Origin of the sequence: Nocardia sp. NPDC058658 (assembly GCF_042716665.1) — a bacterium.
GTDB lineage: Bacteria > Actinomycetota > Actinomycetes > Mycobacteriales > Mycobacteriaceae > Nocardia.
Map to the genome: position 1 here is coordinate 76,591 of NZ_JBHXRR010000025.1, position 22,936 is coordinate 99,526.

24 protein-coding genes are annotated in these 22,936 nt (G+C 66.6%); 20 read left to right on the forward strand and 4 right to left on the reverse strand.

What is annotated here, in order from left to right; genetic code table 11:
- Positions 1-74: 74 nt before the first annotated feature.
- Positions 75-347: a DUF2277 domain-containing protein gene (locus ACFWUP_RS26645; protein ID WP_379238708.1), complete on the reverse strand. Its 273-nt coding sequence runs from the start codon at positions 345-347 to the stop codon at positions 75-77.
- Positions 348-472: 125 nt separating this feature from the next.
- Here ACFWUP_RS26645 and ACFWUP_RS26650 point away from each other — a divergent pair, with 125 nt between their 5' ends.
- On the forward strand, positions 473-1,330 hold the full coding sequence (locus ACFWUP_RS26650; RefSeq protein ID WP_379238709.1) for a DUF1266 domain-containing protein: 858 nt from the start codon (positions 473-475) through the stop codon (positions 1,328-1,330).
- A 23-nt stretch (positions 1,331-1,353) separates the two neighbouring features.
- On the opposite strand, the gene ACFWUP_RS26655 is transcribed toward ACFWUP_RS26650, so the two are convergent.
- Positions 1,354-2,340: a hypothetical protein gene (locus tag ACFWUP_RS26655; protein WP_379238710.1), complete on the reverse strand. Its 987-nt coding sequence runs from the start codon at positions 2,338-2,340 to the stop codon at positions 1,354-1,356.
- A 224-nt stretch (positions 2,341-2,564) separates the two neighbouring features.
- Between ACFWUP_RS26655 and ftsH the strand changes: the two genes are divergently transcribed.
- The 19 genes from ftsH to ACFWUP_RS26750 all read left to right on the forward strand — a co-directional run bounded on the left by ftsH (position 2,565) and on the right by ACFWUP_RS26750 (position 21,567).
- On the forward strand, positions 2,565-4,922 hold the full coding sequence (gene ftsH, locus ACFWUP_RS26660) for an ATP-dependent zinc metalloprotease FtsH (RefSeq protein ID WP_379238711.1): 2,358 nt from the start codon (positions 2,565-2,567) through the stop codon (positions 4,920-4,922).
- A gap of 296 nt (positions 4,923-5,218) precedes the next feature.
- The gene (gene folE / locus ACFWUP_RS26665; RefSeq protein ID WP_379238732.1) at positions 5,219-5,812 is read left to right on the forward strand and encodes a GTP cyclohydrolase I FolE; all 594 of its coding nucleotides are present in this window, start codon (positions 5,219-5,221) and stop codon (positions 5,810-5,812) included.
- Positions 5,809-6,690, forward strand: coding sequence for a dihydropteroate synthase (gene folP / locus ACFWUP_RS26670; protein WP_379238712.1), 882 nt, complete (start codon positions 5,809-5,811; stop codon positions 6,688-6,690). The genes folE and folP overlap by 4 nt, the downstream gene beginning before the upstream one ends.
- Entirely contained in the window at positions 6,687-7,109 is a 423-nt protein-coding gene (gene folB / locus ACFWUP_RS26675; protein ID WP_379238713.1) for a dihydroneopterin aldolase, read from the forward strand. Before folP ends, folB begins: the two co-directional genes overlap by 4 nt.
- Positions 7,106-7,645, forward strand: coding sequence for a 2-amino-4-hydroxy-6-hydroxymethyldihydropteridine diphosphokinase (gene folK / locus ACFWUP_RS26680; protein WP_379238714.1), 540 nt, complete (start codon positions 7,106-7,108; stop codon positions 7,643-7,645). Before folB ends, folK begins: the two co-directional genes overlap by 4 nt.
- Positions 7,639-8,112 (forward strand): DUF3180 domain-containing protein, encoded by a 474-nt coding sequence (locus tag ACFWUP_RS26685; RefSeq protein WP_379238715.1) that lies wholly within the window; start codon positions 7,639-7,641, stop codon positions 8,110-8,112. Before folK ends, ACFWUP_RS26685 begins: the two co-directional genes overlap by 7 nt.
- Positions 8,113-8,180: 68 nt before the next feature.
- On the forward strand, positions 8,181-9,356 hold the full coding sequence (locus ACFWUP_RS26690; protein ID WP_379238716.1) for a DUF6779 domain-containing protein: 1,176 nt from the start codon (positions 8,181-8,183) through the stop codon (positions 9,354-9,356).
- Positions 9,357-9,520: 164 nt separating this feature from the next.
- Positions 9,521-10,561: a Rossmann-like and DUF2520 domain-containing protein gene (locus tag ACFWUP_RS26695; RefSeq protein WP_379238717.1), complete on the forward strand. Its 1,041-nt coding sequence runs from the start codon at positions 9,521-9,523 to the stop codon at positions 10,559-10,561.
- Entirely contained in the window at positions 10,561-11,517 is a 957-nt protein-coding gene (gene panC, locus ACFWUP_RS26700) for a pantoate--beta-alanine ligase (RefSeq protein WP_379238718.1), read from the forward strand. Before ACFWUP_RS26695 ends, panC begins: the two co-directional genes overlap by 1 nt.
- Before the next feature lie 12 nt (positions 11,518-11,529).
- Positions 11,530-11,949, forward strand: a complete 420-nt coding sequence (gene panD, locus ACFWUP_RS26705) for an aspartate 1-decarboxylase (RefSeq protein ID WP_379238719.1) — start codon at positions 11,530-11,532, stop codon at positions 11,947-11,949.
- A 21-nt stretch (positions 11,950-11,970) separates the two neighbouring features.
- Positions 11,971-12,753 (forward strand): type III pantothenate kinase, encoded by a 783-nt coding sequence (locus tag ACFWUP_RS26710; protein ID WP_379238720.1) that lies wholly within the window; start codon positions 11,971-11,973, stop codon positions 12,751-12,753.
- 128 nt (positions 12,754-12,881) lie between these two features.
- Positions 12,882-13,478: a cysteine dioxygenase gene (locus ACFWUP_RS26715; protein WP_379238721.1), complete on the forward strand. Its 597-nt coding sequence runs from the start codon at positions 12,882-12,884 to the stop codon at positions 13,476-13,478.
- 8 nt (positions 13,479-13,486) lie between these two features.
- Positions 13,487-13,909, forward strand: coding sequence for a rhodanese-like domain-containing protein (locus ACFWUP_RS26720; RefSeq protein ID WP_379238733.1), 423 nt, complete (start codon positions 13,487-13,489; stop codon positions 13,907-13,909).
- Positions 13,910-14,195: 286 nt separating this feature from the next.
- Positions 14,196-15,662 carry a lysine--tRNA ligase gene (lysS, locus tag ACFWUP_RS26725; RefSeq protein ID WP_379238734.1) on the forward strand — a complete coding sequence of 489 codons (1,467 nt, stop codon included), beginning with the start codon at positions 14,196-14,198 and terminating at the stop codon, positions 15,660-15,662.
- A 115-nt stretch (positions 15,663-15,777) separates the two neighbouring features.
- Positions 15,778-16,140 carry an Lsr2 family protein gene (locus ACFWUP_RS26730; RefSeq protein WP_266297504.1) on the forward strand — a complete coding sequence of 121 codons (363 nt, stop codon included), beginning with the start codon at positions 15,778-15,780 and terminating at the stop codon, positions 16,138-16,140.
- 119 nt (positions 16,141-16,259) lie between these two features.
- Positions 16,260-16,871 (forward strand): FHA domain-containing protein, encoded by a 612-nt coding sequence (locus ACFWUP_RS26735; protein WP_379238722.1) that lies wholly within the window; start codon positions 16,260-16,262, stop codon positions 16,869-16,871.
- A 125-nt stretch (positions 16,872-16,996) separates the two neighbouring features.
- Complete coding sequence (locus ACFWUP_RS26740; protein ID WP_379238723.1) at positions 16,997-17,650, forward strand: DUF1772 domain-containing protein; 654 nt, start codon at positions 16,997-16,999, stop codon at positions 17,648-17,650.
- Positions 17,651-17,727: 77 nt separating this feature from the next.
- A complete protein-coding gene (locus ACFWUP_RS26745; RefSeq protein WP_379238724.1) occupies positions 17,728-18,660 on the forward strand; it encodes an esterase/lipase family protein in 933 nt (310 codons plus the stop codon).
- Between the two features lie 339 nt (positions 18,661-18,999).
- Positions 19,000-21,567 carry an ATP-dependent Clp protease ATP-binding subunit gene (locus ACFWUP_RS26750; protein ID WP_379238725.1) on the forward strand — a complete coding sequence of 856 codons (2,568 nt, stop codon included), beginning with the start codon at positions 19,000-19,002 and terminating at the stop codon, positions 21,565-21,567.
- A 62-nt stretch (positions 21,568-21,629) separates the two neighbouring features.
- On the opposite strand, the gene ACFWUP_RS26755 is transcribed toward ACFWUP_RS26750, so the two are convergent.
- Both ACFWUP_RS26755 and ACFWUP_RS26760 read right to left on the reverse strand, forming a co-directional pair.
- Positions 21,630-22,082, reverse strand: coding sequence for a YfbM family protein (locus tag ACFWUP_RS26755; RefSeq protein ID WP_379238726.1), 453 nt, complete (start codon positions 22,080-22,082; stop codon positions 21,630-21,632).
- A gap of 91 nt (positions 22,083-22,173) precedes the next feature.
- A complete protein-coding gene (locus tag ACFWUP_RS26760) occupies positions 22,174-22,632 on the reverse strand; it encodes a YfbM family protein (protein WP_379238727.1) in 459 nt (152 codons plus the stop codon).
- Positions 22,633-22,936: the final 304 nt, after the last annotated feature.

Here is a 22,936-nt window from a genome sequence, read left to right on the forward strand (position 1 = left end):
GCTGTCGGGGTTCACCGACGGACACGCCGGAATTCCGAGGCGACCCCGGCGGCCTCGGAGTGTTGCTCGCGGGTCTAGTCGGTGGCGCTCGCCGCGCCGTCACGGGCCGCGATCCGGCGCAGTGGGGGTTCGGTGGGCGGCGGGACCCGGCGGTCGGGGAGCTCCTCGAGCAGGGCGGTCGTCGCCGCGGCGATGGCGGCGACAGCCTTGTCGACGGCGGGTTTGGTGGCGCTGCTCAGGCCGGAGATGCCGCCGACTTTGCGCACATATTGCAAGGCGGCCGCGTAGATCTCCTGCTCGGTGGCGGCAGGCTCCAGACCACGCAAGACGGTGATATTTCTACACATGTCAGAACCATAGACCCGGTGAGCATGACGCGACAGGCGAAGAAACAGGTGATCTGAAATTCTCGTGACGCACGCGAGATTCGCAGGCCGCCCGTGATCGGGGTCACGGCACTAGACTCGGCCGCATGCCTGCCAGGGGAGTACCAGCGCTGACCACCTTTCCCTATCCGGAACTGGACGAGCGCGAAGAAGATCACTGGTCGGGCGCCGGCGTGAGCGACGACGAACTGCGCGCCCTCGCGCTCGGCGCCTTCTACTCCACCCGCTGGGACGCCTTCCACGACGCCATGTTGCTCGGCCCCGAACGCGAACACCCGCTTGGCGACCGCCGCGAACTGGCCATCGACACCCTCACCGGCGCATGGGGCATCACCGACGGCACCGAAGCGCGCGCCTCGATGGAACAGCTCCTCGAAGGCATGCACGCACCGCTGTACTCACTGGTGCATCCGCTGGTGATGGCCTCGGTCAATGCCAGCGAGCGCGACCGTTTCGGCGAGCGGGCCGACAAGCAGCGCGCCTTCCTGCGCCAGGTCGGCTCGTTCCGTGGGATGGACAACCCCGAGGCGCTGGTCCGCGACTACGACATCTGGGCCCAGGCCATCAAGATCGGCTTCACCGACCACCTCTCGCGCCCGCTGCCCAACGACATCCACGCCTGGGACCTGGCCCGCGTCGTCGCGGTGGCCCGCATGGCGTTCACCGCCGGCTATATCGATGCCGATGTGGCCTGGGAATACTGCATGCGTGCCCTCGCCCCCGCGCAGCGCCGCTACCGCAACTGGCGCCAGTTCGGCGACGCCTACCTCACCGGCTGGACCTACTGGCAGGCCACCGAGGACCTCGCCGAACTGAAGAACGGCGGCGTCGACCGGCGAATGGAACTGGTGCGGCTGTGGACCCGCCCCACCAGCCCGTGGCGTCGCATCGAACTCAACGAGCCGGAACAAAAGGCCGAAACCGAAGCGCCCGAACCGAACTGATCGTTCGGTTCGGCCGCCGGTAGCTACAAGCTGCGCAGGATTCCTCGGCCGTAGCGCTGGAATTGGGTGTCGTCGACCATGCCGAGCGAATGCCGCTCGACCAGTAATTCCCATTCCGCGTACAGCTGATTGACGCCCGGATCGGCAGGCCCTGGCGCGCCGTCGGCCGCCTGCCTGCGCACGGCGAAATTCACCGCGCAGGTCACACGTTCGGTATCGGCGCGATCCACGCCCGCGAAATGCAGTGTGCGATTGCCGTCGCTGATGTCGACACCGGAGCCGCCGTGGCGGGTATCCACCTCGCCGGGCGCCGAGCGCGTGCCTTCGACCGTGCGGGCGCCCAGAATCGCGGCCACCGCCAATTCGAAGGCATAGCGTTCGCCGGTGCCGATGGAGATGAACAGCACCCGGGTGGTAGTCGCCGCGAGCAGGCCGGTGCCCGATCCCGCTGGCGGTGCGGCGACCGCGATGGCGGTTTCCAGCACGTATTCGTCGGGGGTGACATATCGATTCAGCGCGTTGACCGCCGAACGGGCGTCCTTGCGCGGGGCCATCCGGCGCACGGCGCGCTCGACATCGGCGCGGGTCGGCCCCGACTTGCCCCACTCGGGCGCGGGCGGGGTGAGATCGGGCGCGGCAACGTCGATGCGCTGAGTGGCCATGATCTGGTCGTTGATCCGGTCGACGATGCCGAGGGCGGCAGGCACGTCGTGCTCGGCGATGAGCACCGGAAGCGGTGTGCGGTCGGCGGGAACGCCGGTGAGGACCGCGGTGGGATAGCGCAGGTAGATCTCGATCACCACCGCCTCGTCGGCACGCCGGTTGAGGCGCACCTTGAGCAGTTCGGCGATGGGAACGTCGAGAACACGTTCGCCGTCGGTACCCGGCCGGAGGACGACGAGCCGTCCACCGCCGTGGCGCAGAATCGCTGTGGGTGTTCGTAGCTCGACGATCTCAATACCCCCTGCGCTGTAGTTGTGTCGTCGCCCACGATAAGGCGGGCATGACATGATTGTGGCCACTTGCCACAACCCGGTCGAAGCGTTCGGGAACCACTTGCGTTCTCCGGCCGTTTACCAGTGCAACTGCACCAGCAGCCGAACAGCGCGATGTATCGAACTAGACCGTACGCGGTAACGTGGCATGTCCGCATCCGAAACCCGCCGATCTCGACGCTTCGCAAGCACACCCGGAGTAATAACCGGAAAGGACTGGGCCGTCCGGCCGACGCTCTATGAACCGCAAGACAGTGTTTCGCACCTTGGCGATCATCTCGGGCATCATGCTCATGATCTGGCTGTTCAGCTTTCTCAGCGATGACACGCGCGGTTGGGAGAGTGTCGACACTTCCGTTGCGCTGGCCCAGCTCGAGGACAAAGCGAACGTCAAGAACGTGCAGATCGATGACAAGGAGCAGCAGCTCCGCATCGAACTGAACAACGGCAACGACGCCACGAGCAACAATGCCAAGATCGTCGCCAAGTACCCCAGCGGCGGGGAGAACTCCGCGCAGGTCCTCGACGCCGTGCAGAAGTCCGGCGCGCCCTACGACACCGTGGTCAAGCAGGAGAGCTGGCTTTCGCAGCTGCTGCTGTTCATCGTGCCGATGGTGCTGTTGGTCGGCCTGTTCATCTTCGTGATGTCGCGGATGCAGGGCGGTGGTCGCGGCGGCATGATGGGCTTCGGTAAGTCCAAGGCCAAGCTGCTGACCAAGGACATGCCCAAGACCACCTTCGCCGATGTGGCCGGTGCCGACGAGGCCGTCGAAGAGCTGTACGAGATCAAGGATTTCCTGCAGAATCCGGCCCGCTACCAGGCACTCGGCGCGAAGATCCCCAAGGGCGTGCTGCTCTACGGGCCGCCCGGAACCGGTAAGACGCTGCTGGCTCGCGCCGTCGCGGGTGAGGCGGGTGTGCCGTTCTTCACCATCTCCGGTTCGGACTTCGTCGAGATGTTCGTCGGTGTCGGTGCCTCCCGCGTGCGCGACCTGTTCGAGCAGGCCAAGCAGAACAGTCCCTGCATCATCTTCGTCGACGAGATCGACGCGGTCGGCCGCCAGCGCGGTGCGGGCCTCGGCGGCGGGCACGACGAGCGTGAGCAGACGCTCAACCAGCTGCTCGTCGAGATGGACGGCTTCGGCGATCGCTCCAACATCATCCTGATCGCGGCCACCAATCGGCCCGACATCCTCGACCCCGCGCTGCTTCGCCCGGGCCGGTTCGACCGGCAGATCCCGGTCGGCAACCCCGACCTGGCCGGTCGCCGCGCTATCCTGCGGGTGCACTCGGCGGGTAAGCCGATCGCCCAGGACGCCGATCTCGAGGGTCTGGCCAAGCGCACCGTCGGCATGTCCGGCGCCGATCTGGCCAACGTGATCAACGAGGCCGCGCTGCTCACCGCGCGTGAGAACGGTTCGGTCATCACCGGCGAATCGCTCGAGGAATCGGTCGACCGCGTGATCGGTGGCCCGCGCCGCAAGAGCCGCATCATCAGCGAGCACGAGAAGAAGATCACCGCCTACCACGAGGGTGGTCACACCCTGGCGGCATGGGCGATGCCCGATATCGAGCCCGTCTACAAGGTCACCATCCTGGCCCGCGGTCGCACCGGCGGTCACGCCATGACCGTGCCCGAGGACGACAAGGGCCTGATGACCCGCTCGGAGATGATCTCCCGGCTGGTCTTCGCGATGGGTGGCCGCGCGGCCGAGGAACTGGTGTTCCACGAGCCGACCACCGGTGCCTCTTCCGATATCGACCAGGCCACCAAGATCGCTCGCGGCATGGTCACCGAGTACGGCATGAGTGCCCGCCTCGGCGCCGTGCGCTACGGCCAGGAGCAGGGCGACCCGTTCCTCGGTCGCTCGATGGGCGTGCAGGCCGACTATTCGCACGAGGTCGCCCGCGAGATCGACGAGGAGGTGCGCAACCTCATCGAGGCCGCGCACACCGAGGCATGGTCGATCCTGAGCGAATACCGCGAGCAGCTCGACACCCTGGCCACCGCGCTGCTCGAGCGCGAGACGCTGCACCGCAAGGACCTCGAGAAGATCCTCGCCGGTGTGGAGAAGCGTCCGCGCATCACCGCGTTCAACGATTTCGGTGACCGCCACCCGTCGGACAAGCCGCCGGTGAAGACCCCGGGTGAGCTGGCCGTGGAGCGTGGCGAGCCGTGGCCGCCGGTGCAGCCCGCGCCGGTTCCGGTCCCCAACGGCGCACCGCCGGTCGACCCCAACGGGTACCCGGGCCAGCCCTACGGCCAGCCCGCACCGCCCGCCTCCGGTTACCCGCTGCCCGCCGCGCCGACCCAGGCGTTCCCCCGGCAGTCGGGAACGCACGGTTCGCGACCGGATTACGGCGCTCCCGCCGGCTGGTCGGCTCCCGGTTGGCCGCCGCGCGACGAGCAGCAGCAGCAACCGCAGCAGCAGCCCCAGCCGCCGCAGGATCAGGGCAGTGCCTGGGGCCGTCCCGAACAGCCCCAGCCTCGGCACGCCAGCGACGGCTTCCAGCCGTGGGGTGCCCAGCCGCAGCCGCCCGCGCGTGATTCCGACCAGGAGAACCAGCACTGGGAAGGGCCGAACGGTCGCCAGTGACCGGTGCCCAACTACGCTCGACCGCCGAACGCCGGATAACTTCGGCGTTCGGCCTCGGTCCTCGGACTACGCTTGTTTCGTCGAATCCTGCGGGTGGTCGCCCGCTTTTCGGCTCGGTTTTCAGGCCAACGCTTGTTCCGTCGAATGCCGGGTGGTGATCGGCTTTTCGGCTCTGGTTCTCGGGATACAGGGCCGAGAACCCGCGGCGCCAGCCGCAAAAATTACGGAGGTAGAAGGTGTCGGCCAACAAGCAGGATCTCGATCCGGCGGGTGAACTCGGTGCGACGAGTCCGTCGGTGCTGACGGCGCTGGCGACCGGTGCGCCGTTCGATCAGCTGCGAGCCGAGAACGCGGTGCGTGAACTGCTGATCGCAGTCGGCGAGGACCCGAACCGGCCCGGTCTGCTCGACACCCCCGCGCGGGTGGCGCGGGCCTACCGGGAGATGTTCGCCGGGCTCTACACCGAGCCCGACGCCGTGCTGGCGACCACCTTCGACGAGGGCCATCAGGAACTCGTCCTGGTCCGCGATATCCCGATGTTCTCCACCTGCGAGCACCACCTGGTTTCGTTCCACGGCGTCGCGCACGTCGGCTATATCCCCGGCCCGCACGGTCGCGTGACGGGCCTGTCGAAGCTGGCCCGCGTCGTCGATCTCTACGCCAAGCGCCCCCAGGTGCAGGAGCGGCTCACCAGCCAGATCGCCGACGCGGTGATGCGCAGGCTCGACCCGCGCGGCGCGATCGTGGTGATCGAGGCAGAGCACCTGTGCATGGCCATGCGGGGAATCCGCAAGCCCGGCGCCAGCACCACCACCTCGGCGGTGCGCGGCCAGCTGCAAACCGATGCCGCCTCGCGATCCGAGGCGCTGGACCTGATCCTGCGCAAATGAGCCAACCACTGGTGACCGCCCGCGACCAGCGCTCGTGCGTGGTCATGGGGGTCGTCAATGTGACCGCTGATTCTTTCTCCGACGGCGGTCGCTACCTCGATCCCGAACTCGCGATCGCACACGGTGTCGAGCTGTACGAGGCGGGCGCCGACATCGTCGACGTGGGCGGCGAGTCCACCCGGCCGGGCGCCGACCGGGTCGATCCGGCTGCCGAGGTCGCACGGGTCACCCCGGTGATCCGGGGGCTGGTCGCCGCGGGCGTGCCGACCAGCGTCGACACCATGCGCGCCGAGGTCGCCGAGGCCGCGCTGGCGGTGGGCGCTTCGATCGTCAACGACGTTTCCGGCGGACGCGCCGACCCGAACATGGTGAAGGTCGTCGCCGAAGCGGGCGTGCCATGGATTCTCATGCACTGGCGTGCCGCCGCCGACTACCGCCACATCGGCCCCGCCGACCACTACGACGACGTGGTCGCCGAGGTGCGCGCCGAACTCGCCACCCAGGTCGACCTGGCCGTCGCCGCGGGCGTCACCCCCGACCGCCTGATCCTCGACCCCGGCCTCGGCTTCGCCAAGAACGCCGACCACAACTGGGAACTTCTCGCGGCTCTGCCCGAACTGGTCGCAGACGGCCTCCCGATCCTGATCGGCGCCTCCCGCAAACGGTTCCTCGGTGCCCTCCTCGCCGACCAGTCCGGCCCCCGCCCGCCTGACGGCCGCGAAACCGCCACTGCCACCCTTTCCGCCCTGGCCGCCGCCCATGGCGCCTGGGGCGTCCGAGTCCACGACGTCCGCGCCTCCCTGGACGCCATCGCCGTCGCGGACGCCTGGCGCCGAGCAGCCACCGCCCGAATCACCGTCCGAGGAGTCACGCGATGAACTCACCACTTCTGCCGCCGCCAGCGGGTCGGCCCGCGTCCTCGCGGATCGAGTTGCGTGGGCTGCGTGCGTTCGGCAGGCACGGCGTGTTCGATTTCGAACGTAAGGACGGCCAGGAGTTCGTCGTCGACCTGACGGTGTGGGTCGATTTCGCCGCGGCCGCCGCCTCCGACGACCTCGCCGATACCGTCGATTACGGCGCGCTCGCCGAGCGGGCCGTGCGTATCGTGACCGGTCCGCCGCGCGATCTGATCGAGACGGTGGTCTCCGAGATCGCCGACGACGTGATGGCCGATCCGCGCATCGAGGCGGTGGAGGCGGTGGTGCACAAGCCGTCGGCGCCGATCCCGCACACGTTCGAAGACGTGCGCGTGGTGGCGACCCGGTATCGCACGGTGGCCCCGCAGGCGCGGCGATGACTCGCGCGGTGCTGTCGATCGGCTCGAACCTGGGTGATCGGCTCGCGCACCTGCGCAGTGTGCTGGATGCGCTGGGGGAGCGGACCATTGCGGTCTCGCCTGTCTTCACCACCGCACCCTGGGGTGGCGTCGATCAGGACGACTACCTCAATGCCGTTGTCGTAGCGGAAGATTCAGCTTTCGACGACTACGCGTGGCTGCGCTTCGGTCAGGAACTCGAGCAATCCGCGCACCGCGTCCGCGAGATCCGTTGGGGCGCACGGACTCTCGACGTCGACATCGTTCAGTGCGCCGACAACACCGGCGCGCCGATCGCCCGCGACACCGATCCCACGCTGATCCTCCCGCACCCCCAAGCGCACAACCGCGCCTTCGTGCTGATCCCGTGGCTGGCCGTCGAGCCGGCCGCGCACCTGCTCGTCGACGGCGTCAGCCGCCCGATCGCGGAGCTGCTCGCCGAACTCGACCAGTCCGAAAGAGACGGCGTGATCCGCACCGACCTCGTGCTACGCGACGAAAGCGCCCGCTCGTGCTGAAACCCACCCGGGTACTCGACCTCGCGCTGAACGTGGTGGTCGCCGCCGCGGTCGCCTGGATCGCCACCCGGTTCGCCTATTCCAACTTTCCGACGATCTCGGTGGCCGCGGGTGCTTCGCTGCTGCCGGTCGCCGCGATCGAGGCGGCGTTGGGTTTCGCGATCAAGGCCAAGATCGCCGACGAGCAGATCGGCGACGGCTCGGGTCAGATGCATCCGATCAACGTCGCAAGGGGTGTGGCGCTGGCGAAGGCTTCGCTGCAGGTGGGTTCGCTGGCCACCGGTGTGTGGCTCGGTTTCCTGCTGTGGGTTTTCCCACAGCGCGGGACCGTGACCGCGGCTGCTGCCGATTCGCCGGGTGCGGTGGTGGGCCTGCTGGCCGGTTCGGCCCTGGTTGCTGCGGCTTTGTGGCTGGAGTATTGCTGCCGGGCGCCAGAGGACCCGACCGACGACCCCGCTACTACATAGCTATTTGCGAACGGAATCACTGTGGCCTTTGGTGGGCCGACCAGCCGATTCCGGCTACCCTGGCCCTCATGGTTTCACCCTCCCGCAGCACGGCGCCCCGACGACGGCGGGACGACGCGGGAAAATTCTTCGTCGGTTTCCTCATCCTGCTCGGTCTGACGGCAAGCGTTTTCCTGATCTTCAGCGAAAACGTCCAGTACGTGCGGATCGGCCTGGTAGCAGCCCTGTGGGCAGCGGTGATCGGCGCGCTCGCGGCCACCCGCTACCGCAAGGACGCGGCCGTCGACAAGGCGAAGGTGCGCGATCTGCAGACGGTGTACGAGTTGCAGCTCGAGCGTGAGATCAACGCCCGGCGTGAGTACGAGATGGGTGTCGAGGCGCGGGTGCGTGCCGAAGTCGGCGCCGACTCCTCCGAAATCGCCGCCCTGCGCGCCGAGCTGACCCTGCTGCGCCAGAACCTGCAGGTCCTGTTCGACGGTGCCCTGCCCGAAGAGCAGGTCGCGTTGCAGGCCGACGCCGTGCGGATCGACGCGCTACCCGCCGGTGAGTTCAACGCTTTCGACGACGCGGACCACGATTTCGACGATAGCCCTGTGGATGCCAACGCCGCCTGGTTCGGCCCGTGGCAGCAACCACCCAGCGCGCTGAAACCCGTGTTCATGCAACCGGTTTCGGCCAATTTCGCCGACCCTTACGACGACCCGGTCACGGCCGAGACCTCCGCGATCCAGCTCGACGAGTACGCCGAAGCCCAACAGGCCGCCGCCACCGAGTCGGCGCCCGTATCTGCACCCGCACCCGCGAAGTCGTCCTCCAAGACGCCTCCGCCCCGTCTGTCCTCCCCGCACACCCGCAAGGTGAGCGAGGTGCCCGAGCCGACCCCCAACGGCACGAAGGCAAACGGCAACGGCAAGCCGACCACCGCCGCGCCCACCCCAGCTCCCGTTGCGGCCGACCCCGCTCCGGCACCTGCCACCGCCCCCGCCGCGACGCCAGTCCCAGCCGCCGTGGCAACGGCCGAGCCCACCCCGGCCCCTGCGGCGACGTCGGTCCCAGCTCCGGTCGCCGCCACCGAGCCCGCTCCGGCCGAGCCCGAGCCCGCCAACCCCCCGGCCGAGCGCCCCGAGAAGGCCCCCTCCGTCGGCACCAGCTCTCGCCGCCGTCGTCGCGCCGAAACCGAAGGCACCGCCCGCCTCTCGGTAGCCGACATCATGGCCAACTTAGAATCCGAATCCACCCGCTGACCGATGTTCTCGCGACGACTGATCTTGCAAGAACATCGGTAACTCCCCGGGTACGAGCAAACCCACCCATCACCCACCGCCGGCCGCCAACGCCTCAGCTCACACCTCCTAGGTCTGGCTCAAAGACCCGGAGAGGCGGGAGAGCTAGATCACGGGGTGGGGTGATGGCGCGGGGACCACACGCACCTCTATCCTCGACTCGTAACGTCTGGTACCCGCACCGCGGGACTGGAACGCAAATCGAGAGGACAACGTTGACCTCGAGAAGTGTCAATTCCGATGGCGCGAATTCGAGTATCGACCCAGCGCCCGCACGTCTGACGGTAGGAATCGTCTCGGCGGGACGAGTGGGTTCCGCACTCGGCGTAGCGCTCGAGCGAGCCGGCCACGTGGTGTTCGGTGTCGCCGCGATCTCCGACGCCTCGGTGCACCGCGCGCGTACCCGGCTGCCCGAAGCCGAGGTCCTGCCGATCGAGCAGATCGCCCAGCGCAGCGAACTCCTCCTGCTCGCCGTCCCTGACGCCGAACTGGCAGGCCTGGTTCGCGGCCTGGCGAGCGCGAATGTGGTCCGCCCCGGCACCATCGTCGTGCACACTTCCGGCGCGAACGGCGTCGCGATTCTCGAGCCGCTCACCAAACAGGGCGCTCTCGGCCTCGCCATTCACCCCGCCATGACCTTCACCGGCCATGACGAGGACATCGCCCGCCTGGCCAACGCCTGCTTCGGCGTCACCGCCGCCGACGAGGTCGGTTACGCCATCGCGCAGGCCCTGGTCATCGAAATGGGCGGTGAGCCGGTGCGCGTCGACGAGGATCAGCGTTCGCTCTATCACGCAGCCCTCGCGCACGGCAGTAATCACCTGGTCACGGTCATCGTCGACGCGGTCGCGGCCCTGCGCGAATCCCTGTCGGGCCCCGGCCTGCTCGGCCAGCCCCTGGTCGACGACCAGCCCGGCGGCCTGCCCGAACGCTTGCTCGCCCCGCTGGCCTCGGCCGCCCTCGACAACGCCCTGCGCCGCGGCCAAGCCGCGCTGACCGGCCCGGTCGCCCGCGGCGATGTCGACGCCGTCGCCGCCCATCTCGCCGCACTCGCGCAGGTCGACCACCGCCTGGCCGAGGCGTACCGCGCGAATTCGCTGCGCACCGCCGAACTAGCCAAAACCGATCCGGCACTGCTGGAGCTCCTCGCCAAGGAAGGCCACTGATGGAACCCCGAGAAGTGCATCACCACCAGGGCGGCGCCCGCGCCACCGGCGCTTACAAGCCCGGCGTCCTGACCGTGCACCACAACCCCGAGGTCCTCGACACCGTGGCCAAGGCGCTGCGCGGTGCCGGTCGCACCGTCGGTTTCGTGCCGACGATGGGCGCGCTGCACGAGGGTCATCTCGCGCTGATCCGGCAGGCCAAGCTCAACAATCAGGTCGTGATCGTCTCGATCTTCGTCAACCCGCTGCAGTTCGGCGAGAACGAGGACCTCGACGCGTACCCGCGCACCCTCGACGCCGACCTCGAATTGCTCCGCACCGAGGGCGTCGATCTGGTCTTCGCGCCGAGTGTGTCGGATATGTACCCGGACGGCATGCGCACCACGATCCACCCGGGCCCGCTCGGTGACGATCTCGAAGGTGCGAGCAGGCCAACGCATTTCGCGGGCATGCTCACCGTCGTCGCGAAGCTGCTCAACATCACCCACGCCTCCGAGGCGTACTTCGGTGAGAAGGACTACCAGCAGCTCACGCTGATCCGGCAGATGGTGCGCGACCTGAACATGGACGCCAAGATCGTCGCCTACCCGACCGTCCGCGAGGCCGACGGCCTGGCGCTGTCCTCGCGCAACCGCTTCCTCGACGCCACTCAGCGCGAGTCGGCGCTGGCCCTTTCGGCCGCGCTGGCCGCCGGTCGACATGCCGCCGGCCTCGGCCCGGATGCTGTCCTGGAGACCGCCCGCGCGGTCCTCGACGCCGTCGACGGCCTCGATGTCGACTACCTCGAACTGCGCGACGCGAACCTGGGCCCGGTCCCCGCCCAGGGCAACGCCCGCCTGCTGGTCGCCGCCAAACTCGGCGACACCCGCCTGATCGACAACGCCCCCGTAGTGCTCGGTGCCCAGATCGACGGCCACCCCGACGCGAATTCCCTGCCTGCCTCGCAGGCGCACTGAAAGGCGACGACGATGTTGCGCACCATGATGAAGTCGAAGATCCACCGTGCCACCGTGACCCACGCCGACCTGCACTATGTCGGTTCGGTGACCGTCGACCAGGACCTCCTGGACGCCGCCGACCTGCTCGAGGGTGAGCAGGTGTGCATCGTCGACATCGACAACGGCGCCCGCCTCGAGACCTATGTGATCGCGGGCGAGCGCGGTTCGGGCGTGATCGGCATCAACGGTGCCGCCGCCCACCTCGTGCACCCCGGTGACCTGGTCATTCTCATCGCCTACGGTCAGCTGGACGAGGCCGAGCTGCGCGACTACGCGCCCAAGGTGGTCTTCGTCGACGAGCGCAACCGCCCGATGGAGCTGGGCTCCGATCCCGCGCACGCGCCCGAGGGCTCCGGCCTCACCTCACCGCGTTCCCTGTCGATCGTCTGAGCGCGGCGGGGGGCTTGAACAATGCTGCTGACGATCGACGTCCGCAACACGAGCATCGAACTCGGCTTGTTCTCGGGCAGCGGTGAACACGCGAAACTGGTGCGGCACTGGCGAATTCACACCAATCCGCTGATCACCGCCGACGAGTTCGCGATGCAGGTGCGCGGCCTGGTCGGCGCCGATCTCGACCAGATCGTCGGCGTCTCGGCGCTGTCCACCGTGCCGCCGGTGCTGCGCGAACTGCGCACCATGCTCTCGCGGTACTGGTCGCATGTGCCGCACGTGCTGGTGGAACCCGGTGTGCGAACGGGCATTCCGCTGCTGGTCGACAATCCCAAGGAGGTCGGCGCCGACCGCATCGTGAACTGCCTCGCCGCTTTCCGCAGCTTCGGTGGCCCCGCGATCGTCGTCGATTTCGGCACAGCGATCTGTGTCGACCTGGTCTCGGCCAAGGGCGAATTCCTCGGCGGCGTGATCGCGCCGGGCGTGGAGATCTCCGCCGAAGCGCTGGTGGAACGCAGTGCGATGCGTCGCGTGGAGCTGGTGCGGCCGCGTTCGGTGGTGGGCAAGAACAGCATGGAGTGCATCCAGTCCGGTGCCATCTTCGGCTTCGCCGGGCTGGTCGACGGCCTTGTCGACCGCATTCGCGACGAATTCGACGCGTTCGCCGGTACCGATGTCACCGTGGTCGCCACGGGGGCGGGCGCCCCGCTGATCGTGCCGGAGTCCGAAACCATCGACCAGCATGTTCCGCACCTCACACTGACCGGTCTTCGGCATGTTTACGAGCGCAACAAGAAATAGTGTCTGCTAAAGTAGCGATCGTGATCTTCCGTGTGAGCACCCAGGAGTGTTGTCGAGGCTAATCTGCCTCGACAGTTCGAGGCTGACGTTTTCCCCTCGACCGATTCTCACCTTCTGGAGATGCGCTCATGCGTTCCTCTGTCCTTTCCCTTCCGTCGGCACGCGACGAATACTCCGCGACGCCCCCGCTCGACCGGGCCGTCGCCTCGGCCCTTCCCACCCGGTTGCGGCCCGCTGACCTGCTGCGACTCACCGACGAAGGCGCCGAAGACGTCCTGTCCGGCCGCTACGACCACCTCCTCCCGGCCGACGGCATCTGGCCCGCCGACGAGCGCTGGGCGACCCGCCTTTCGCACGACGACGAGGTCGATGTCTGGCTGATCAGCTGGACGCCGGGCAAATTCACCGATTTACACGATCACGCCGGCTCGCTCGGTGCCCTCACCGTGCTCAGCGGCGCCCTTTCCGAATACCGCTGGAATGGCACGGAGTTACGCAGGCGCACGCTCGCCGCAGGTGATCAGGCGTCGTTCCCGATCGGCTGGGTGCACGACGTGGTGCGCGCGCCCGTCGCCGCCGAATCCGTCGGCCCGCTCGAGCCCACCCTGAGCGTGCACGCCTATTCCCCGCCGCTGTCGGCGATGTCGTATTACGAAGTGACCGGCCACGGCACGCTGCGCCGAACCAAAACCGTCCTCACCGACCAGCCCGAAGGTGATCTGTGATGAGCCGTTTGACGATTGATCAGATGCTCGAGAAGGCTCGCGCGCGTTTGCGCCGGGTGTATGTGTACGACGTGGCCGCCGCGCTCGAGCGTGGCGCGATTCTGGTCGACATCCGCCCCGCCGCCCAGCGAGCGCGCGAAGGAGCGCTGCCGGGCGCGCTGGTGATCGAGCGCAATGTTCTGGAATGGCGCCTGGATCCGACCTCGTCGGCACGCTTGGCCCTCGCTGTCGATCACGATGTGGAATGGATCATTTTCTGCTCGGAGGGTTACACGTCGAGTTTGGCGGCGGCCGCGCTGCAGGAGTTGGGACTGCACCGGGCCAGCGATGTGATCGGCGGTTACCAGGCGTTGAAGTCGGCGGGACTGTTGACCGTCGGTGTTGGTGTGCCACATTTCGCCCGTGAGGTCAGCGCGCTGGCCTCGCTGTAAACGCGGGAGTCACTGTAAAATCGTGCCCCCAATTGTGAAGTGCCTCACTGATTTCGCGAGCACATGGGTAACTCCCCACCCACCTCCTAGCCGCCGCGCGCAAAACGTGAGCCCAAGAGCTGACCAGTCGTGCTCCCGGACGGCACGCTGAATACGCGGAGAGGCGGGGGAGCGGGGGGAAATCCATTTCTAGCGACCGCTAATGTTGTCGAACGTGAGCACTCCTAACCCCGCCGCACCCGGCCGCGCCGCCACTCCCGCTGTGGACACCGATGTTCCCGAGCAGATGCGGATTCGCCGGGACAAGCGGGAACGTTTGCTCACCGAGGGCGGTGAGGCCTACCCCGTGGTGGTCCCACGCACCCACACGCTCGCCGAAATCCGTGCCGCCTACCCGGATCTCGAAGCCGACACCCAGACCGGTCTGCAGGCCGGTATCGCGGGCCGGGTCATTTTCGTCCGTAATACCGGCAAGCTGTGCTTCGCTACGCTGCAGGAAGGCGACGGCACCAAGCTGCAGGCGATGATCAGCCTCAATGGTGTCGGTGCCGACGCGCTGGCTGCCTGGAAGGCCGACGTCGACCTCGGTGACTTCGTGTTCGTGCACGGCGAGGTCATCTCTTCGCGCACCGGCGAATTGAGCGTGATGGCCGATTCCTGGTCGATGGCGGCCAAGTCGCTGCGCCCGCTGCCGGTGGCGCACAAGGAGATGAACGAGGAATCGCGTGTGCGTGCGCGCTACGTCGACCTGATCGTGCGTCCCGAGGCCAGGGAAATGGCGCGGACCCGCGTGAATGTGGTCCGTGCGCTGCGCAACGCGCTCGAGCGTCGCGGTTTCCTCGAGGTCGAGACCCCGATGCTGCAGACCATCCACGGTGGCGCCGCCGCGCGCCCGTTCGTCACCCATTCCAATGCGCTGGACATGGACCTTTTCCTGCGTATCGCGCCGGAGCTGTTCCTCAAGCGTTGCGTGGTCGGTGGCCTGGAGAAGGTCTTCGAGATCAACCGGAACTTCCGCAACGAAGGCGCCGACTCGACCCATTCTCCCGAGTTCGCGATGCTGGAAACCTACGAGGCCTACGGCACCTATGACGACTCCGCGAAGATGATCCGGGAATTGGTCCAGGAAGTCGCGCAAGAGGCATTCGGCACTCTTCTGGTGACGCTTGCCGACGGCACTGAATATGATCTCGGTGGCGAGTGGACCACCGTCGAGATGTACCCCTCGCTGTCGGAGTCGATCGGTGTCGAGGTGACTCCGGAAACCACGGTCGAGGAATTGCTGGTACTCGCCGATCGGGTGGGTCTGGAAATTCCGACCGGCAAGGGCTACGGTCACGGGAAACTGGTCGAAGAACTGTGGGAACACGCGTATGGCGACAAGCTCTACACGCCGACTTTCGTTCGCGACTTCCCGGTGGAGACTTCACCGCTCACCCGTCAGCACCGCAGCAAGTCCGGTGTCACCGAGAAGTGGGACCTCTATGTTCGCGGCTTCGAGTTGGCAACGGGCTATTCCGAACTCGTGGATCCGGTGATCCAGCGCGAACGGTTCGTCGACCAGGCGAGGCTGGCCGCGGCCGGTGATGACGAGGCCATGGTGCTCGATGAAGACTTCCTCACCGCGATGGAACACGGCATGCCGCCGACCACCGGAACGGGTATGGGAATCGACCGCTTGTTGATGGCACTGACAGGTTCTGGAATCCGGGAAACGATCCTGTTCCCGATTGTTCGACCCACTAGTCGCTGACCAGTGAATTCATGGGGTGAAGACCCCATGTTGGAAATTTCGCATTTCGGGGTATTCTTGCCTCGGGTATTCGGCCTGGAGGCAGGCTTGACGATTTCGAGAGGACGTTCATCTCATGGCAAAGAAGGTCACCGTTAGCCTGATCGACGATGTCGACGGTGAGTCCATCGCGGACGAAACCATCGAGTTCGCTATCGATGGGGTGTCGTACGAGATCGATCTGTCGGACGCTAATGCGGCGCGCCTGCGTGAAGGCCTCGACGAGTGGGTCGCCAACGCCCGCCGCGTGAGTGGCCGTCGCCGGGTGAAGGCCGCAGGCGCACCCGCACCGCAGGGCAAGAGCCGCGTTTCCATGGACCGTGAACAGAGCGCCGCAATTCGCGAATGGGCTCGTCGTAAGGGCCACAAGGTCTCGGCCCGCGGCCGTATCTCGGCAGAAATCACCGACGCCTACAACAAAGAGGTCGGCAAGAGTTGAGTTATCGGTGGTGCGGGCGCCGCGAGTTCGCGGCCCCGCCTGCCTGCCCCTCGAGGTGATCGGGGACGTAGACTGTTGGCCGTGCACAAGGTGTTTCGAGTATCCGACGGTGTTGTGGCGTGAGCTCTTTTCTGCGGTACACCGACGACACCGGTAAGCAGCACGAATTGGCCTTGGAGGCCGGTCAGCAGCGGGTCACCATCGGCCGCAATGTGCAGGCCGATCTGGTCCTGGCCTGGGACGCCGAGGTGTCGCGTCTGCACGCCGCCGTGGAACATCTCGGCGCGCACTGGACCATCATCGACGACGGCCTTTCGCGCAACGGCACCTTCGTCAACGGCGAGCGACTGGTCGGACGCCGTCGGCTGAGTCCCGGTGACCGGATTCGGGTCGGGACCACGCTCGTGCACTTCTTCGATTTCGGCGGGGTCGTCGACGACGCGACCCACACCGCCTCCGGGTCCATCCCCACGATGCGCTCGCTCACCGATACCCAGCGCGCGGTGCTGATCGCGCTGTGCCGTCCGTACAAGCACGGCACCGGCTTCGCGACGCCCGCGTCGAATCAGCAGATCGCCGAGGAATTGTTCCTCTCCATCGATGCCATCAAAACCCATCTGCGCGCGCTGTTCTCGAAGTTCGGGGTGGAGAACCTGCCGCAGAACCAGAAGCGCACCCGGCTGGCCGCACTGGCCATGCAGAGCGGAATGATCTCCGACCACGATTTGTGAGCGCGACGCTCGCGTAGGTCGGTGAGCGCCTGAACTATGTCGCGGACGGGCGCTGGGCGGTTGACTTACTCGTATCACCGGAGCACCCAGATCGAGCTCCGGACCACGAGTGGAGGAGACATCGCATGTTCGCAGTTCGGATGGCCACCATGGTGCTGGCGCTGCTCAGCACCGGACTTGTCGCGGGAGTGTTCTTCGCCTACGCGATCTCGGTGATGCCCGCACTGGCGCGCACCTCCGACCGCACGTTGATCGAGGTCATGCAGAAGGTCAACATCGTGATCATCAACCCCTGGTTCATGTTCGCGTTCATGGGCACCGTCGGTTTCACCGCGTTGGCCGCGGCGCTGCACCTCGGTGGCGACCACCGTGCGACGCTGATCTGGATCGGAATCGCCTTGGCGCTCAGCGTGATCGCCTTCGCGGTCACGGCGGCGCTGAACGTGCCGCTCAACGAGGCGCTGGATGCGGCAGGCGATCCCGCGGCGATTGCCGACACCGCCGCTGTCCGTGCCGATTACGAGTCGGCGTGGGTCCGCTGGAACATCGCCCGCACGATTCTGACCGCCGCGTCGTTCTTGGTGCTGTGCGGGGCGATGTTCGTCGCCGGGGTGCAGCACGGTAAGTCCGCCGATGCTGCTGCGGGACAGGCTGTTTCGCAGCCGAGCGGGCAGGCTTACGCTCAGCACGGCGGTCCTGTTGCCGGACAGCAGTTTTCGCAGCAGTCCGCTGCTCCGGTCGCCGGTGCGCCGGACGGCTCGCAGCACCGGGGTCGATGATTTCCACGCAGTAGCGCCACGCGATCACTAGAACGTGTTCCATGATAAGTGGAACACGTTCTAGTGAGGAGTCGTTCATGCGACGTAGTTCGCTTCTGGTGCTCGCCGCGGCGGCTCTGCTCGCCTGCCTGCCCGCCACCGCGTCGGCCCAGCCCCTCCCGGTCGACTACAACTTCTTCGCCGGCATTCCACCGGAGCTCACCAACCCGGGCGGCTCGCTGCCCGGCGCGAACGACCCGAACTGCGTCCCGTCACCCGAACATCCCGACCCGGTGGTCCTGCTGCACGGCACCGGCGGCGGAGGGCAGACGAACTGGGGCGTATATGCCCCGCTGCTGGCCAACGAGGGTTATTGCGTATTCACCCTCACCTACGGCGCCTACGGGCTCCCGTGGCCCATTTCGGCGATCGGCGGCATGCGTCCCATCGAGCAGAGTGCCGCCGAGGTTTCCGCCTTCGTCGACGGGGTGCTGGCCCGCACCGGCGCCGAACGTGTCGACCTGATCGCCCATTCACAGGGCAATATCGTCGGCAACTTCTACATCAAGCGGCTCGGCGGCGCGGACAAGGTCGGCAAGCTGGTCGCGATCGCGCCGCCCTGGCTCGGCACCAACGCGTTCGGGGCGGGCGATATCGCCCACTTCAGCCGGGCGCTCGGTGTGGGGCCCGCCTTCGACGCGGTGAGTTCGTCGCTGTGTCAGGCCTGCGGGCAGATGTTCACCGGTTCGCCCTTCATGACCGCGCTCAACGCCGACGGCGTCTACGACCCGCGCGTCAGCTACACCAATATCGTCTCCGCCATCGACGAGCTGGTCGTCCCGCACACATCGGGGCTGGTCACCGGCCCGAATGCCACGTCTATCGTCGTGCAGGACGGGTGCGCGCAGGACTGGTCGGAACACCTGGCCATCGCGGGCAGTCCGCGCGCGGCCGGTCACGTCCTCAACGCCCTCGATCCCGCCAGACAGGCCTCGGTGCCGTGCGAATTCGTCCCACCCTTCACCGGATGAGCGTACCTACGCCTTCGCTCCGGCCGTGCGCGGCTGAGGAACGCTGCCGCGGCTGTGTCGATCGGCCGTCCTGACGCGATTTCGCTACAGGCAAAACTGAACAGGAAACGAATGCCGCGACGTGCGCGTTGTGAGTGAGTGACCATGTTGTCGCCGGTCCTCAATAGGGTGGACCGGCGGCGGTGCAATCCCCTGCCAACTAGAGTGGATGGCGGGGGCCGCAACCCCCGGGCTTCATGGCAGGCTGACGACGAAACTTGTCGGTCCGACGCCCTAGGTTGTATCGAGCATACTGCGGCGTCTGTTGCCAGAATGTCGGAGCAGGAGAGTGAGGGAGCGATGTTCGAGAGGTTCACCGACCGCGCGAGGCGTGTCGTTGTCCTGGCCCAAGAAGAGGCCCGGATGCTCAACCACAACTACATCGGCACCGAGCACATCCTGCTTGGGTTGATCCACGAGGGCGAGGGCGTGGCGGCGAAGTCGCTGGAGTCCCTTGGCATCTCGCTGGAGGGTGTGCGTAGCCAGGTCGAGGAGATCATCGGGCAGGGCCAGCAGGCGCCGTCCGGTCACATCCCCTTCACCCCGCGTGCCAAAAAGGTGCTGGAGCTGAGCCTGCGCGAGGCGCTGCAGCTCGGCCACAACTACATCGGTACCGAGCACATCCTGCTCGGCCTCATCCGCGAGGGCGAGGGCGTCGCGGCCCAGGTGCTGGTCAAGCTCGGCGCCGACCTCAACCGTGTCCGTCAGCAGGTCATCCAGCTGCTGTCCGGGTACCAGGGCAAGGAGCCCGTCGAGGGCGCCGGTCCGCGCGGCGAGGCGGGCACTCCGTCCACGTCGCTGGTGCTCGACCAGTTCGGCCGCAACCTCACTCAGGCGGCCTTGGAAGGCAAACTCGACCCCGTCATCGGTCGCTCGAAGGAAATCGAGCGCGTGATGCAGGTTCTGTCGCGCCGCACCAAGAACAACCCGGTGCTGATCGGCGAGCCCGGTGTCGGTAAGACCGCTGTCGTCGAGGGCCTGGCTCAGGCCATCGTCAACGGCGAGGTCCCCGAGACCCTCAAGGACAAGCAGCTCTACACCCTCGACCTGGGTTCCCTGGTCGCGGGCAGCCGCTACCGCGGTGACTTCGAAGAGCGCCTCAAGAAGGTGCTCAAGGAGATCAACACCCGCGGCGACATCATCCTGTTCATCGACGAGCTGCACACGCTCGTCGGCGCGGGTGCTGCCGAAGGCGCCATCGACGCGGCCTCGATCCTGAAGCCGAAGCTGGCCCGTGGCGAGCTGCAGACCATCGGTGCCACCACCCTCGACGAGTACCGCAAGTACATCGAGAAGGACGCCGCCCTGGAACGCCGTTTCCAGCCGGTGCAGGTGGGCGAGCCGACCGTCGAGCACACGATCGACATCCTCAAGGGTCTGCGCGACCGCTACGAGGCGCACCACCGGGTCTCCATCACCGACAGCGCCCTCGTGGCCGCCGCCACCCTGGCCGACCGCTACATCAACGACCGGTTCCTGCCGGACAAGGCGATCGACCTGATCGACGAAGCGGGCGCGCGCATGCGCATCCGCCGGATGACCGCTCCGCCGGACCTGCGCGACTTCGACGACAAGATCGCCGATGCTCGTCGGGAGAAGGAAAGCGCTATCGACGCGCAGGACTTCGAGAAGGCCGCGCGTCTGCGCGACAAGGAGAAGCAGCTCGTCGCCAAGCGTGCCGAGCGGGAGAAGCAGTGGCGTTCCGGTGATCTGGACGTCGTGGCCGAGGTCGACGACGAGCAGATCGCGGAGGTGCTCGCCAACTGGACCGGCATCCCCGTCTTCAAGCTCACCGAGGAGGAGACCACCCGTCTGCTCCGCATGGAAGACGAGCTGCACAAGCGGATCATCGGCCAGGAGGATGCCGTCAAGGCCGTCTCCAAGGCGATCCGCCGCACTCGCGCCGGTCTGAAGGACCCCAAGCGTCCGTCGGGCTCGTTCATCTTCGCCGGCCCCTCGGGTGTCGGTAAGACCGAGCTCGCCAAGTCGCTGGCGAACTTCCTGTTCGGCGACGACGACGCGCTCATCCAGATCGACATGGGCGAGTTCCACGACCGCTTCACCGCTTCTCGTCTGTTCGGTGCCCCTCCCGGGTACGTGGGCTACGAGGAGGGCGGCCAGCTCACCGAGAAGGTGCGGCGCAAGCCGTTCTCGGTGGTGCTGTTCGACGAGATCGAGAAGGCGCACCAGGAGATCTACAACACCCTCCTGCAGGTGCTAGAGGACGGCCGTCTCACCGACGGTCAGGGTCGTACGGTCGACTTCAAGAACACCGTGCTGATCTTCACCTCGAACCTGGGCACCTCCGACATCTCCAAGGCTGTCGGCCTGGGCTTCACCCAGTCCAACGCCGAGGGTTCGAACTACGAGCGGATGAAGCTCAAGGTCAACGACGAGCTGAAGAAGCACTTCCGCCCCGAGTTCCTCAACCGCATCGACGACGTGATCGTCTTCCACCAGCTCACGAGCGAACAGATCGTGATGATGGTCGACCTGATGATCGCCCGCGTCTCGAAGCAGCTGAAGAACAAGGACATGGCGATGGAGCTGACCGATCAGGCCAAGAGCCTGCTCGCCAAGCGCGGCTTCGACCCGGTCCTCGGCGCGCGTCCGCTGCGTCGCACGATCCAGCGCGAGATCGAGGACCAGCTGTCGGAGAAGATCCTCTTCGGCGAAATCGGCGCAGGCCAGACCATCATGGTCGACGTCGAAGGCTGGAACGGCGAGGGCCTCGGCGAAGACGCCAAGTTCACCTTCACCGGCAAGACCAAGCTGACCAAGGAAACCAAGGGCGACGACAAGCCCGAGGTAGTCCTCACCGGCGCAGCCGAGGGCACCGCGCCCGAAGCCGCAGCCTCCGGCGAGTAATCAGCTGAACCGAAAAGCCCGCCCCCTGGAGTTTCAGGGGGCGGGCTTTTTCGCTTTCTGGATCAGCCGAAGCTCTGCAGGAGCCCGGACTGATGACGGGCGGCGTGCTCGAATATCTCGACCAGGCGGGCGTAGTTCTCACGGAGGTAACCGAGGCCGTCGTTGCCGTCGCGGAGCCAGATCCGGGGATAAACGCCGGTCGTGTCCATTGCGGCCGGGTCGTAGTGCGCGGCGAGCTTGTCGAATGACGTCTTTCCCAGCAGTTCCGCGGTGTAAGCGACATCCTCCGGATCCCATCCGCTGTACCCGTCGATGGGCAGCGGCCTCGGAGTGAAGAACAGGTCGATGCCCGTATCCGCGGCCTCGAGCAGGTACTTCAGCCCGGCCCATGACTTGTCCAGACATCCATCCGGATCGGCTTCCGGCGGCGTATAGCCGTCGAGAAACTCCTCCGCGCAATCTTTGTGCTTCATCACCAGTTCCAGATCCGCCGCGCTCACCCTGTTGAACGACATGATTACCCCCACAACAACTTTCCTTCCCTCGGTTTCGTTCGAAGCTATCAATGACCACTGACAGTCCCGCGTGATCGCAGGGCCGTAACCGTTATTCGAATCGGGTGAGCACGGGGGAGTTCTTCTCGGCGGCGAAAGTGAGAAAGCTCCGCAGTCCTTCGTAGTGTTCCCGGAGGAAGTCGCGGCTGAAGTCGGTGTCCCAGATGTCCGGGTATACATCGTTGTCGTCCATGACCTCGGGGTCGAAGTGCGCGTCGAGGACGGTGAACGGGGTCGATGTCATGGTGCGGGCGGCGGTGGATACCTCGTCGGCCGTCCAGACGCGTGGTTCGCCGTCGCCTGCCCATGGGTCGAGGTCGCGGATCAAGTCGAGGTCGATGCCTGCTGCTTCGAGCAGGTATCGCAGGCCGTCCCACGCCTTGTCGATGTCGCCTGCGGGTTCGTCCGTGCGGTCGATGGCGTCGATCAGGTCGAATGCGGCCTCGGCATCGGCGGTGATGCGGGCGGCGTCTTCGTCGGAGATGCGGTGGAATGCGAGTACTGGTCCCATGGTGGGAAAGGTAGAAATCTGGGCTTGGCGATAGCTTGGCGACTTCTTTTCGCCGGTCCTGCGGGCGAATTTCTCGGCGTACGGTGGGAATTGCTTATCCAACCGACACGGGGGTGTTCGCACACATGACTGATTCCGATCGCACGCTGATTGCGGTATTGCTCGACCGTTCCGGGTCGATGCAGACGATCAAGGCCGATACCGAAGGCTGAGGTTCCCCCCGAACGGTGGACAAGGGGGCTATGCGGCTCAGGCGACTACCGCTGAGAGCGACCGCTCGTAGCTGTCAGGACTTTGATTCCCG